Source organism: Nonomuraea sp. NPDC049504, assembly GCF_040676845.1.
Lineage (GTDB): Bacteria > Actinomycetota > Actinomycetes > Streptosporangiales > Streptosporangiaceae > Nonomuraea > Nonomuraea salmonea.
The window spans coordinates 125,864-138,516 of sequence record NZ_JBFAPT010000020.1; the positions used below are offsets into that span (position 1 = coordinate 125,864).

At 70.9% G+C, this 12,653-nt stretch carries 13 protein-coding genes and 1 pseudogene; 5 read left to right on the top strand and 9 right to left on the bottom strand.

Annotated elements, in window-relative coordinates; all coding sequences use genetic code 11:
- Positions 1-243: 243 nt before the first annotated feature.
- The 5 genes and pseudogenes from AB0K28_RS33105 to AB0K28_RS33125 form a co-directional block, all read right to left on the bottom strand.
- On the bottom strand, positions 244-1,557 hold the full coding sequence (locus AB0K28_RS33105) for a hemolysin family protein (protein ID WP_345399127.1): 1,314 nt from the start codon (positions 1,555-1,557) through the stop codon (positions 244-246).
- Positions 1,554-2,030 carry an rRNA maturation RNase YbeY gene (ybeY, locus tag AB0K28_RS33110; RefSeq protein WP_345399124.1) on the bottom strand — a complete coding sequence of 159 codons (477 nt, stop codon included), beginning with the start codon at positions 2,028-2,030 and terminating at the stop codon, positions 1,554-1,556. The genes AB0K28_RS33105 and ybeY overlap by 4 nt, the downstream gene beginning before the upstream one ends.
- A complete protein-coding gene (locus tag AB0K28_RS33115; RefSeq protein WP_364377850.1) occupies positions 2,027-3,190 on the bottom strand; it encodes a PhoH family protein in 1,164 nt (387 codons plus the stop codon). The genes ybeY and AB0K28_RS33115 overlap by 4 nt, the downstream gene beginning before the upstream one ends.
- A pseudogene (locus tag AB0K28_RS33120) lies at positions 3,179-3,883 on the bottom strand (PhoH family protein); the annotation flags it as partial. The gene AB0K28_RS33115 and the pseudogene AB0K28_RS33120, both read right to left, overlap by 12 nt.
- A 165-nt stretch (positions 3,884-4,048) precedes the next feature.
- The gene (locus tag AB0K28_RS33125) at positions 4,049-4,393 is read right to left on the bottom strand and encodes a histidine triad nucleotide-binding protein (protein WP_345399115.1); all 345 of its coding nucleotides are present in this window, start codon (positions 4,391-4,393) and stop codon (positions 4,049-4,051) included.
- A 278-nt stretch (positions 4,394-4,671) separates the two neighbouring features.
- On the opposite strand from AB0K28_RS33125, the gene AB0K28_RS33130 reads away from it, so the two are divergent.
- Both AB0K28_RS33130 and AB0K28_RS33135 read left to right on the top strand, forming a co-directional pair.
- A complete protein-coding gene (locus tag AB0K28_RS33130) occupies positions 4,672-5,184 on the top strand; it encodes a SigE family RNA polymerase sigma factor (protein ID WP_080047132.1) in 513 nt (170 codons plus the stop codon).
- Positions 5,181-5,843: a hypothetical protein gene (locus AB0K28_RS33135; RefSeq protein WP_364377714.1), complete on the top strand. Its 663-nt coding sequence runs from the start codon at positions 5,181-5,183 to the stop codon at positions 5,841-5,843. The genes AB0K28_RS33130 and AB0K28_RS33135 overlap by 4 nt, the downstream gene beginning before the upstream one ends.
- 63 nt (positions 5,844-5,906) lie before the next feature.
- Here AB0K28_RS33135 and AB0K28_RS33140 read toward each other — a convergent pair whose 3' ends face one another.
- From AB0K28_RS33140 to hrcA, 3 genes are read right to left on the bottom strand one after another with little or no spacing between them, the layout of a single operon-like run.
- Positions 5,907-6,632, bottom strand: coding sequence for a 16S rRNA (uracil(1498)-N(3))-methyltransferase (locus tag AB0K28_RS33140; protein ID WP_364377716.1), 726 nt, complete (start codon positions 6,630-6,632; stop codon positions 5,907-5,909).
- Positions 6,629-7,771, bottom strand: a complete 1,143-nt coding sequence (gene dnaJ / locus AB0K28_RS33145) for a molecular chaperone DnaJ (RefSeq protein ID WP_364377718.1) — start codon at positions 7,769-7,771, stop codon at positions 6,629-6,631. Before dnaJ ends, AB0K28_RS33140 begins: the two co-directional genes overlap by 4 nt.
- An 11-nt stretch (positions 7,772-7,782) precedes the next feature.
- Entirely contained in the window at positions 7,783-8,796 is a 1,014-nt protein-coding gene (gene hrcA / locus AB0K28_RS33150) for a heat-inducible transcriptional repressor HrcA (RefSeq protein ID WP_345399109.1), read from the bottom strand.
- Positions 8,797-9,211: 415 nt separating this feature from the next.
- On the opposite strand from hrcA, the gene AB0K28_RS33155 reads away from it, so the two are divergent.
- The 3 genes from AB0K28_RS33155 to AB0K28_RS33165 are packed head-to-tail and all read left to right on the top strand — an operon-like array spanning position 9,212 to position 11,429.
- Complete coding sequence (locus tag AB0K28_RS33155) at positions 9,212-9,721, top strand: hypothetical protein (RefSeq protein WP_364377720.1); 510 nt, start codon at positions 9,212-9,214, stop codon at positions 9,719-9,721.
- Between the two features lie 17 nt (positions 9,722-9,738).
- Positions 9,739-10,548 (top strand): DUF3097 domain-containing protein, encoded by an 810-nt coding sequence (locus AB0K28_RS33160; protein WP_364377722.1) that lies wholly within the window; start codon positions 9,739-9,741, stop codon positions 10,546-10,548.
- Complete coding sequence (locus AB0K28_RS33165; protein ID WP_364377724.1) at positions 10,545-11,429, top strand: DUF4870 domain-containing protein; 885 nt, start codon at positions 10,545-10,547, stop codon at positions 11,427-11,429. Before AB0K28_RS33160 ends, AB0K28_RS33165 begins: the two co-directional genes overlap by 4 nt.
- Here AB0K28_RS33165 and hemW read toward each other — a convergent pair.
- Positions 11,426-12,646: a radical SAM family heme chaperone HemW gene (gene hemW, locus AB0K28_RS33170; RefSeq protein ID WP_364377726.1), complete on the bottom strand. Its 1,221-nt coding sequence runs from the start codon at positions 12,644-12,646 to the stop codon at positions 11,426-11,428. The genes AB0K28_RS33165 and hemW overlap by 4 nt on opposite strands.
- Positions 12,647-12,653 lie beyond the last annotated feature (7 nt).

Here is a 12,653-nt window from a genome sequence, read left to right on the forward strand (position 1 = left end):
GTCAGGCCGCGAACCCCACCCGGCCTTCGGACGATTCCCCTGTAGACACCCACCGCACTGGATGTCGTGATTTGAGAGTGCCGGAGGCGGCTTGCAGTTGACTTGTAGAACGCTTGCCGTTTCGTCCGCATTCGCCGCTGTCTTGCCCGCTCACTCCCCGGCCCGCGCGCCCGCTCACCGCCGACCTTCGCGCCCGCTCACCGCCGGTCCTCGTGCACGCTCACCGCCGGCCCTCGCGCCCGCTCACTCCCGTCCGTTGGACCGCTCGCGCTCGGCGGTGGCGGGGACGACCTCGTCCGGCGGCGGCGCCACCCGCCGCACCACCACCGTGCTGATGCGGTTACGCCGCCCGGCCAGGCTCTCCGCCGTCAGCGACAGCCCGGCCACCTCCGCGTGCGAACCGGCGATCGGCACCCGGCCCAGCGCGTGGGCCAGCAGCCCGCCCACGGTCTCGACGTCGTCGACCTCGATCTCGGTGTCGAACAGCTCGCCCAGCTCGTCGACCGGCATGCGGGCGGTGACCCGCATGCCGCCGTCGTCCATGGGCTCGACGCGGGGGGCCTCCTGGTCGTACTCGTCGGTGATCTCCCCGACGATCTCCTCCAGGACGTCCTCGATCGTGACCAGCCCGGCGGTGCCGCCGTACTCGTCGATGACGATCGCGATGTGGATCTGGCGGGCCTGCATCTCCCGCATGAGCTGGTCGATGGGCTTGCTCTCCGGCACGTACGCGGCCGGCCGCAGGATCGACTCGATCGTCTCCTTGCCCCCGCCCTCGCCCGACTCGTGGATCTTGCGGGCGATGTCCTTGAGGTAGGCGATGCCGATGACGTCGTCCTCGTTCTCGCCCACCACGGGGATGCGGGAGAACCCGCTGCGCAGCGCCAGCGACAGCGCCTGGCTGATGGTCTTGGACCGCTCGATGTAGACCATGTCGGTGCGGGGCACCATGACCTCGCGGACGAGCGTGTCGCCCAGCTCGAACACCGAGTGGATCATCTCGCGCTCGTCCGGCTCGATCACCCGGCGCTCCTCGGCCAGGTCGACCAGGTCACGCAGCTCGGCCTCCGAGGTGAACGGGCCGTCGCGGAACCCCTTGCCGGGCGTCAGCGCGTTGCCCAGCAGGATGAGCAGCTTGGGCAGCGGGCCGAAGATGCGGGTCAGGCCGTACACGATCGGCGCGCTGGCCAGCGCGACCGGCTCGGCGTGCTGGCGGCCCAGCGTGCGCGGCATGACGCCGACCACGACGTAGCTGATCACGATCATCACGGCCGCGGCCCAGAAGTAGGCCCAGCCCTGGTCGTCGAGCAGGTCGATGAAGAGCAGCGTCGCGATCACCGTCGCGACCAGCTCGCAGCTCAGCCGCAGCAGTAGCAGCAGGTTCAGGTAGCGCGGCGGATCGGTCACGATCGTCTGCAACCGCGCGGCACCGCGCCGCGCCTCACGGACGTATTCGTCGGCACGCACCCGGGAGATGCGTGTCAGCGCCGTTTCCGCACTGGCGATCAGGCCACCGACGACGACGAGCGCGATGGCCGACAGCAACCAGGCGTTCACCGCGGGTTGCGCACCTCCTGCCACGACTCGAGGAGCCGGGACTGCAGTCCGAACATCTCCTTGTGCTCCTCCGGCTCGGCATGATCGTAGCCGAGCAGATGCAGGATGCCATGGGTGCACAGCAGCTCGAGCTCGTCGGCCGTGCTGTGCCCGGCCTCCTTCGCCTGTCTGGCCGCCACCTGCGGGCACAGCACGACGTCGCCCAGCAGCGCCGGGTCGACCGGCCCCTCGGACTCGCCGCGCGCGCCGCCTCCGGGCCGCAGCTCGTCCATCGGGAAGGCCAGCACGTCGGTCGGGCCCGGCTCGCCCATCCACTTCTCGTGCAGCTCCGCCATGGCGTCCTCGTCGACGACCACGATGGACAGCTCGGCGAGCGGGTTGATGCCCATCTCGCCGAGCACGTGGGCGGCCAGGGCGACGATGCTCTCCTCGTCGACCCCGACGCCCGACTCGTTGTTGATCTCGATGCTCACGGCCGCCGCTTCCCTCGCTGCTGGATCGCCTTCGGCTCCTGGGCCGCCTGCGTGGCGTCGTAGCGCCCGTAGGCGTCGACGATGTCGCTGACGAGCTTGTGCCGCACCACGTCGGAGCTGGTCAGCCGGGCGAAGTGGATGTCGGGGATGCCCTCGAGGATCTCCTGCACCACCCGCAGCCCGCTGACCGTGCCCGAGGGCAGGTCGACCTGCGTGACGTCACCGGTGACCACGATCTTCGAGTTGAACCCGAGCCTGGTCAGGAACATCTTCATCTGCTCGGCCGAGGAGTTTTGCGCCTCGTCGAGGATGATGAAGGCGTCGTTGAGCGTGTTGTGGGTGAGGAGGTGGCCCTCGGTGACGTAGAGGGAGTCCTCGGCCGCCACCTGGATGCACACGCACTCGGCGGTGCCGGCCGGCTCGATGCGCGCGATGTGCCGCGCGGGCCTCGTTCCGGGCAGGCGGATGTCGAGGACGTACGCCTCCTCCCGGCTCGCGTAGGCCACGCCGCCGAGCGACCGCACGAGGGCGATCACGTCGTCGCGGAGCCGCTCGGAGCCGGTGCTGAAGCGCGGGCCGTCCTCGGTGACCGTCCCGGCCGCGTCGAGCAGGCCCTGGAGCAGCGCGAGCCTGATCTCCGGCGTGTTGCGGAGATAGACCTCGGGCACGAACGTCGTGGCCGCCGTGCGGCCCGCCAGGCCCAGCTCGGCGAGCGGATGGGTGAGCGTCATGGTGCCGCCGGAGCGCCCTGCCGGGTGGTGGCCGCTCGTGCACGGCTCGACGTCCCGGCCGTCACCGAGGAGCTGGCCCAGCGCGTACGGATCCATCGGCACCGCACGCTCGGGGAAGCGGACCGGCGCGGTGAGCATCGGCAGCTCCCACCGGCGCTCGCCGAGCAGCTGCTTGGTCTCCAGCACCCGCCACGGCTCACCCGCGCCGTCGCGGACGGTCCACAGGTGGTCTTCGCTGGCGAGCACGGAGGCGCCGTCGTCGCTGGACAGCCGGTAGATCGTCTTCTCGCCCTGCGGATAGACCCCCAGCACGGGAGTCGGCTCGCCGTCGGAGCCGACGACGAGGTCGCCGACCTCCAGCTCGCCGATCGCCCGCCAGCCGTCGGGGGTCAGCACCTGGCTGTCCACCGGCTGGGCCCGGCCGCGCATGTAGGCCAGCGGCGCGACCTCGATCGTGCCCGCCGCCATCAGCTTGGGGATGGAGTCGGGGTCGACCATGTCGTGCAGCGCGTCGTAGAGCGGGCGCAGGTAGGGGTCGATCTTCTCGTAGAGCGTGCCGGGCAGGAAGCCCAGGCGCTCGCCCGCCTCGACCGCCGGCCGGGTCAGGATGATGCGGTTGACCCGCTTCTCCTGCAGCGCGCGCACCGCCTTGGCCATGGCGAGGTAGGTCTTGCCGGTGCCGGCGGGGCCGATGCCGAAGACGATGGTGTGGTCGTCGATGGCGTCGACATAGCGCTTCTGGTTGACGGTCTTGGGGCGGATGGTGCGGCCGCGCGAGGACAGGATGTCGAGCGAGAGCACCTCGGCGGGCCGGTCGGAGGTCATGCGGAGCATGGCGATGCTGCGCTCGACCGCGTCGGGGGTGAGCTCTCCGCCGCTGCGCAGGACTTCGACGAGCTCTTCGAAGAGGCGCACGACGGTGCCGCTCTCGTCGGGGCTGCCGGTGACGGTGATCTCGTTGCCGCGTACGTGGATGTCGGCCCGGAAGGCGCCCTCGATGACGCGTAGCAGCTCGTCGCGGGAGCCCAGGAGGCTGACCATCGGGTATTCGTCCGGTATCAGCACCTTCGCTTGAGTCCGCGAGGGAGGTGCTGTGCGTCGGGATTCGTGTAGTTCAGACATGGGCAGGCCAGCGGCCTGATGCCTCCCGGTCTCTTTCGGAGTTCTTCTCCGCCCATCGTATCCGGGGCCAGGCCGATTGCTCGCGTCAATATCACCGCGCCGATCACCGCGCCGATCACCGCGCCGATCACCGCGCCGATCACTGCGCCCGGCCTGCCCAGGCCGTCAGCCGGGCGGCCAGGTGAGATCGCGCCCGCCGAGCACGTGGGCGTGCACGTGGAAGACGGTCTGACCGGCGCCTGGACCGGTGTTGAAGACGACGCGGTAGCCGCTCTCGGAGACGCCGCCGAGCACGGCGACCTCGTGCGCGGTCTTGAGCACCTCGTCGGCGAGCCCGTCGTCGGCCGCGGCGAGCGCGGCGGCGTTGGCGTGGTGTTCCTTGGGGATCACCAGCACGTGGGTCGGCGCCTGCGGGTTGATGTCCTGGAACGCCAGGGTCCGGCCGGTTTCGTAAACGATCTCGGCGGGAATCTCCTTGGCGACGATTTTGCAGAAGAGGCAATCGCTCACTCGATCAGCCTACCGAGGGCGCCGCCGTCGGTGAGTCCGTTGCGAATCGGTAATCAGCTGTGTCGTGCGCAGGAAGATCCACAAGGTTAGGGTGAGTGTGCGACACTTCAGCAGAAAAGACGATTCAGGGTCGGGCGAGCGCCACCTGGCGAGGACACGACTGGGTAATGCACCCTAAGGAACCGGGGAAACCTCCAGAACCGGAAGAGCGTAAACCCTCTGGGAAGGCCGCGCGTCCCACTGATGTGACCACCGAAACCCTTCTGGCCGACAGGTCGATGGGGGCGGTGCCGGTCGGGTGGGATGCCGACATGGCCGTTACGGCGCTGTACAGTGCGCATTTTCGGTCATTGGTGCGTCTCGCTGTGTTGCTGGTGCGCGACATAGCAACAGCTGAGGAAGTCGTGCAGGATGCGTTCGTCGCCATCCATGGCGCCTGGCGCAGGCTGCGTGATCCCGACAAAGCACTTGCCTACCTGCGCCAGTCAGTCGTCAACCGGTCCAGGTCGGTGCTGCGCCACCGCGCGGTCGTCGAGAAGTATGCTCCCAAAGGTCTGCCCGACGCGCCGAGCGCCGAGAACGGCGCGATCGGCGAACTGGAACGTTCTGCCGTGATCGAGGCATTACGTGCCCTTCCGACCCGACAGAGAGAGGCTCTGGTTCTACGCTACTACGGTGATCTGTCCGAAGCTGAGATCGCCCACGCCATGGGCATCAGCAAGGGGGCGGTCAAGAGCCACACGGCACGTGGCATGGCCGCCTTGCGATCGGTCCTGGAGAAAATGTCATGACCCAGCCCCCCGACGAGTACGGCGAGCTGCTGCGCCGTGCGCTCCGCGCGGAGGCGGACGCGGTCGTGCCCTCGCCGGACGGACTGGAGATCATCCGTGCCCGCATCGAGCGGCGGGGCGTACGCAATCTGTTCTGGTGGCGCGCGGGAGCGGCCGCGGCCAGCGCGGTGCTGGTGGCGGGCGCGATCGTGTTCGCCGTCCCCGGCCTGCGCTCCCAGATCATCGATCAGGCGCCCGTGCGGATCGTGGACGACGAGACGAGCAAGGTGCCGTCCAACTCCTCGACCACCCGGTCCATCGATCCGCCCGCGACCAGCGTGCCGCCCCGTCAGTCGCCGCCCGCGGTGGTGATCCCGGCCACGCCGTCGCCCACCTCACCCAAGCCGACCCGTAAGGCCGAGTCGACCAGCAGGCCGTCTCCGTCGCCCACTCCCACCCCCACCACGACCCCGTGTCCTTCGGCGCTCGCCGAGGAAGCCGAGCCGCCGTCCGACTGCCCCACCCTCTCGCCGTCGCCGACGCCGACACCGTCGCCCACCATGATCGAGACGTCCGCGCCGCCGTCGTGCCCGCCGGAGCAGTGCCCGCCGGACGACGAGATGACCGAGACGCCGCCCGTCGAGGCGACCCCCCTGCAGGACACGCAGACCACGCCCTAGAGGCTCATCGCCGGGCAAGACAGCTCGCCCCGCGGCAAGACGCGCAGAGCACCCCCTAGCGGCTCACCAGCGGCCCGTGCGGCTGAAGAGCACGGCGGCCGCCGCCACCCCCGCCGTGGACGTGCGCAGCACCGTAGGCCCGAGCAGCACCGGCTCCGCCTTGGCCGCCCTGAACCGCTCCAGCTCCTCCTCCGAGACCCCGCCTTCCGGCCCCACCACCATGACGACGTCGCCGCCCGCCGGCAGCGCCACGCCCGACAGCGGCTCGGCGGCCTCCTCGTGCAGCACCAGCCCGAGCGCCGCCTCCGCCAGCAGCCGCTCGACGCGTGCCGTGGAGGCGAGGTCGGTCACCTCGGGCAGGTGGAAGCGGCGGGCCTGCTTGCCCGCCTCGCGCGCGGTGGAGCGCCAGCGGCCGAGGGCCTTGGCGACCTTGTCGCCCTTCCACTGGGTGATACTGCGGGCCGCCGCCCACGGCACGATCACGTCGACGCCGGCCTCGGTCATCATCTCGACCGCCAGCTCGCCCCTGTCGCCCTTGGGCAGCCCCTGGACGACCACCAGCCGGGGCCGCGGCGGCTCGACGTCGTAGCGGCGCAGCACCTCGAGCCGCAGCGCGTCCTTCAGCGCCTCGCGTACGACGCACTCGGCCACCCCGCCCGCCCCGTCGGTGAGGTCGACCCGCTCACCGGCGCGCAACCGGCGTACGGAGGCCGCGTGCCGCCCCTCGGGGCCGTCGAGCGTCAGCTCGGGCCCTTCGAGGTGCGCGCTCAGGAAGACCGGAGCCGTCACCGGCCGTTGAACGCGTCACGCAGGCGGGAGAAAAAACCCTGCTGGCCCGGTGCGAACTTGCCAGGCGGGCGCTCCTCACCTCGCTGCCTGGCCAGCTCGCGCAGCAGCTCTTCCTGAGCCGCGTCGAGACGGCTCGGCGTCTCGACGTTGACGTGGATGAGCAGGTCGCCCCTGCCGGACTCGTTGAGCCGCTGGACGCCTCTGCCGTACATGGTGATGACCTGGCCCGACTGCGTGCCGGGCCGGACGTCGATCTCCTCGGCGCCGTCGAGGGTCTCGACGGTCAGCACGGTGCCGAGCGCGGCGGCCGTCATCGGGATCTGGACGGTGCAGTGGAGGTCGTCGCCGCGCCGTTCGAAGATCTCGTGGGGCCGCTCGACGATCTCGAGGAACAGGTCGCCGGGCGGGCCGCCGCCCGGGCCGACCTCGCCCTCGCCGGCGAGCTGGATGTGGGTGCCGTCCTCGACGCCCGCGGGGATGCGGACCTTGATCGTACGGCGGGTGCGCACCCGGCCGTCGCCGGAGCACTCCTGGCAGGGGTTGCGGATGATGGTGCCGAAGCCGCCGCACTGCGGGCAGGGCCGCGAGGTCATGACCTGGCCCAGGAAGGACCGCGTCACCTGGGAGATCTCGCCGCGCCCGCTGCACATGTCGCAGGTGTCGGGGTGGGTGCCGGGCGCGGTGCCGGCGCCGTGGCAGATGTCGCACAGCACGGCCGTGTCGACGGCCAGCTCGCGGGTCGTGCCGAACGCCGTCTCGCGCAGGTCGAGCTCGACCCTGATGGTGGCGTTGCGGCCCCTGCGGGCACGTGAGCGGGGCCCCCTGGCACCGGTGGCGGTGCCGAAGAAGGCGTCCATGATGTCGCTGAACGGGAAGCCCGCTCCGAAGCCTCCCGCGCCGGCACCCGCTCCCGCGCCGCCGCCGAAGGGGTCGCCACCCAGGTCGTACATCTGGCGCTTGTTCGGGTCGGACAGCACCTCGTAGGCCTGCGTGATCTCTTTGAACCGCTCCTGCGTGTCAGGATCGGGGTTCACGTCAGGGTGCAGCTCTCGGGCGAGCCGGCGATACGCCTTCTTGATCTCGTCCTGACTCGCGTCACGGCGCACCCCGAGGGTGGCGTAGTAGTCGCTGTTTGCCACTTATCGACCTCTTATGATGCAGCCAGGATCTGGCTGACGTAGCGTGCCACCGCGCGTACGGCGCCCATCGTCACGGGATAGTCCATCCTGGTCGGCCCCAGAACGCCGAGCCGGGCCAGTTGGTTGTCGCCAGAACCGTATCCGGTCGCGACGATGGATGTGCCCCTCAGGTAGGGGTTTTCCGAGCCGATGCGCACGGTGAGCGCGGACGGGGTGTCTGAGGTTGTCTCGCCGAGCAGCCGCATGAGGACGACGTGCTCCTCAAGCGCCTCCAGCACGTCGCGCAGGCCGGTGGCGAAGTCGGCGCCGGCGAGGTTGGCCGCGCCGGCGAACACGATCTTCTCGTCGTGCCGCTCGACCAGCGTCTCGAGCAGCACGGAGAGGATCGTCGCCGCGGCGGGCCGGTCTTCGACCGGGAGTCTTTCCGGCAGGTCGGCCACCAGCTCGGGCACGCTGCTCAGGCCGCAGCCGTCGAGGCAGGCGTTGAGCACGGCGCGCAGGTTGGCGATGCGGTGGTCCTCCACCACTTCGGGCAGCTCCACCACGCGCTGCTCGACGCGGCCGGTGTTGGTGATCAGCACGAGCATGACCCGCCGGTCGGTCAGCGGGACGAGCTCGACGTGCCGGACCGTCGAACGGTTGAGCGTCGGGTATTGCACGACCGCCACCTGCCTGGTCAGCTGCGCGAGCAGCCGGACCGTGCGGGTGACGACGTCGTCGAGGTCGACCGCGCCGGCGAGGAACGTCTCGATCGCCCGCCGCTCGGCCCCCGACAACGGCTTGACCTGCGAGAGCCGGTCGACGAACAGGCGATAGCCCTTGTCCGTCGGCACGCGGCCCGCGCTGGTGTGGGGCTGGGTGATGTAGCCTTCCTCTTCCAGCGCGGCCATGTCGTTCCTGACCGTCGCCGGGGAGACCTTCAGATTGTGACGCTCGGCCAGCGCCTTGGAGCCCACCGGTTCGTTGGTGGACACGTAGTCTTCGACAATGGCCCGGAGCACCGCCAGCTTCCGATCGTCGAGCACGTGCTCACCTCCTGCCTCTGTCCCTTACAGGAACGTGGTGTCTAGCACTCTGTGTTCCCGAGTGCCAAGTGTACGGCTCTCGCCCACAAGGTGCGATAACACCGCGTCCCAACTGCTGTCTGGCTTCCTGTGAGCGACAGGCCCCACACTTGCCCTCATGACCGACGATTCCCGGCCCCCGGCGTACGGCCCGCCGCCAGGCTACGGTCCGCCCCAGTACGGACCGCCCCCACAGGGACAGCCGCCGCAGGGACCACCCCAGTACGGGCAACAGCCTCCGTTCGGACAGGGGCCACCGCAGTACGGTGACCCCGCTCAGTTCGGCCCGCCATCTCAGTACGGACAATACGGCCAACAGGCCCAATTTCCACCACGAATCGACTCCAAAGCCATAAAGCCCAGCCGCTGGTGGCTGGTGGCCGTCTGGGGCGTGTTCGTGGCCTGCCTGGCGGCCGGCGGCGTGCTGTTCGCCACCGGCCTGGGCGGCGCGACCGACCTGGTGCCCAAGCAGACGTTCGCGTCCGGCGAAAGCGTCACGGTGACGGTCGACCCGGCCGAGAAGCCGGGCGTCTACCTCGCCAGCGACACCGCCGTCACCTACGACTGCTCGATCAGCGGCGAGGCCAAGCTGGCCAAGACCCCCGACCGGCGTACGGTGTCGGCCGGCGACGCCGTGTGGGAGCAGTTCCTGGTGATCAACGCGCCGGCCAAGGGCGACTACCAGCTCACCTGCGTCAACCAGGAGGACGCCACCGTGCGCTACGGCGTCGGCCGCGACTCCTACTCCGTCGTGAACGGCGTCGCCGACGGCCTCATCGCCCTCGTGGCCCTGCCGGGCGCCGGGCTGCTCGCCGCCATCGCCGGCACGATCGTCGTCCTCGTCCGCCGCAGCGGCGCGCGGAAGCGCCTTGCAGTGAGCGGGTGATTTGCTACGGTCCCCGTGTGTACGAGGGCGATGTACTGGCGGGAAATTGGCGGCGGCCGGGCAAGGGCAAGATCCCCAAGGTGCCCGCGGAGCCGGACCTCGTCGTGGAGGACGCCGACAGCGGCTTCTGCGGCGCCGTGGTGGCCTGTGACAAGGAGGCCGTCACGCTGGAGGACCGGTTCGGCAAGCGCCGGCTCTTCCCGCTCGCGCCCGCGGCGTTCCTGCTGGAAGGCCGTCCCGTGACCCTCGTACGCCCCGCCGCCACCGCCCCCACCGGCCCTCGGCGCAGCGCGTCGGGCTCGATCGCCGTCGAAGGGCTGCGGGCCAGGGTCGCCAGGCAGAGCCGCATCTACGTCGAGGGCGTCCACGACGCCGCCCTCGTCGAGAAGATCTGGGGCCACGACCTGCGGGTCGAAGGCGTCGTCGTCGAATACCTCGAAGGCGTCGACCACCTGCCCGCCATCGTCGACGAGTTCGGCCCCGAGCCGGGGCGGCGCCTCGGCGTGCTCGTCGACCACCTGGTGCCCGGCTCCAAGGAGAGCCGGATCGCCGCCGAGATCACCTCGCCCGACGTGCTCGTGGTGGGGCATCCGTTCGTCGACATCTGGCAGGCGGTCAAGCCGTCCGTGCTGCGCATCCCGGCCTGGCCCGACGTGCCGCGCGGGGTGCCATGGAAGGAGGGCGTCATCGCCGCGCTGGGCTGGCGCATGGAGCCCGCGGAGGCGTGGCGGCGCATTCTCGGCGCCGTCTCGACGTACACGGACCTGGAACCGGCGCTGCTCGGCCGGGTCGAGGAACTGATCGACTTCGTTACGGAGGCCCCATGAGCCAGGACCCGACCCCGCCGCCCGCCGACGACGACGCCACCCGCAGGTTCGCCCCGGCGGACGACGACGCCACGCGCAGGGTCACCCCGTCCGACCTGCCGCCGCCCGCGCCCGGCTCGGGCCCCCAACCCGGCCCGCCCCCACCGTACGGACAACAACCCGGCCACCCCCAGCAACCCGGCTCCACGCCCGGCTACCCACCGCAACCCGGCTCCACTCCGGGTTACTCGCAGCAGCCCGGTTCCGTGCCGGGTTATGAGCAGCAGCCCGGGTCGTCCGGCTACGGGCAGCAGCCCGGCTCGGCGCCCGGCTACGGGCAGCAGCCCGGGTCGGCCCCCGGTTACGGGCAGCAGCTCCCCTACGGGCAGCAGCCCGGGTCGGCGCCGATCTACCACCCGCAGCCGCCCAGCGGCTACGGCCAGCAGGGCCCCTATGGCGGTCCCGGCGGCTACGGTCCGCCCGGCGGCTACGGCCGGCCCGGCTATCCGCCGCCCCCGCCCGGCTACGGCTACCCGCAGCACCCCGGCGAGCCCTACGTGCCCGGCCGCTTCGGCCCCCGCCCCGGCACCGACGACAACTCCATGGCGATGCTGGCCCACCTCCTCGGCCTGCTGGTCTCGTGGATCGGCCCGCTCATCATCTACGTGATGCGCAAGGACCAGTCGCCCTACGTCAGGGACCAGGCGGCGGAGGCGCTGAACTTCCAGATCACCATGTTCATCGGCTACATCGTGTCCGCGTTCCTGATGCTGCTGTTCATCGGCTTCCTGCTGCTGCCGGCGGTCTTCGTCGTGTCGCTGATCTTCCACATCCAGGCGGCGATGGCGACGTACCGGGGCGAGCGTTACCGCTACCCCATCTCCATCCGCCTGATCACCTAGACCAGCAGGTCCCTGATCAGGGCGTCGGCCAGCAGCCGGCCCTGGAGGGTCAGCACCATGCGGCCCGCCTTGAACGGCTCGGGCTCCAGCAGCCCCCGCGCCAGGGCGCTCGCCACCACGGGCCGCGCGGCGGGCGCGACCTCGGCCAGCGGATAGCCGGACGACAGCCGCAGCTCCAGCATGAGGCGTTCGGCATCGCGGTCGTCGTGCCCGAGCACCTCGCGGGCGTGCGCCGGCGAGTGGCCCGCGGCCAGGCGCTGGGCGTAGGCGGCGGGGTGCTTGACGTTCCACCATCGGGTGCCGCCGACGTGGCTGTGGGCTCCTGGGCCGGCCGCCCACCAGTCGCCGCCGGTCCAGTAGAGCAGGTTGTGGCGGCAGCGGGCGTCGTCGGTGACGGCCCAGTTGGACACCTCGTACCACGCGAACCCGGCCGCGGACAGCAGCTCGTCGGCGATGAGGTAGCGGTCGGCGGCCACGTCGTCGTCGGGCATCGGCAGCTCACCGCGCCTGATGCGCGCGGCCAGGCGGGTGCCCTCCTCGACGATCAGCGAGTACGCCGACACGTGGTCGGGCCCTGCCTCGATCGCCGCGCCCAGCGAGGCCCGCCAGTCGTCGTCGGACTCTCCCGGCGTGCTGTAGATCAGGTCGAGGTTGACGTGCTCGAACCCGGCCGCGCGCGCCTCCCTGACGGCCGCGGCGGCCCGGCCGGGCGTGTGGCGGCGGTCGAGGACCTGCAGCACGTGCTCGCGTACGCTCTGCATGCCGAAGCTGATGCGGTTGAAGCCGCCGTGGCGCAGCTTCTCCAGCGACGAGGGATCGACCGACTCGGGGTTGGCCTCGGTGGTGACCTCGGCGTCCGGCCGCAACCCGAACTCCGAGCCGATCGCGGCCAGGATGCGTGCCAGGTCTTGGGGAGGCAGCAGCGTGGGGGTGCCGCCGCCGAAGAACACCGTCTCCACCGGCAGGTCGGTCTCGCCCAGGACGCGGCGCGCCAGGCGGATCTCCTCGATCACCGTGTCGGCGTAGTCGCGCTGCGAGGCGCCGGGGCCCAGCTCGGAGGCGGTGTAGGTGTTGAAGTCGCAGTAGCCGCAGCGGGTCAGGCAGAACGGCACGTGCACGTAGAAGCCGAACGGGCGCTCGCCGAGGCCGCGCAGGGCGCTGTCGGGCAGCTCGCCCGAGGTGGGCGCGGGATCGCCGTCAGGCAGGATGGATGGCACGTTTCCA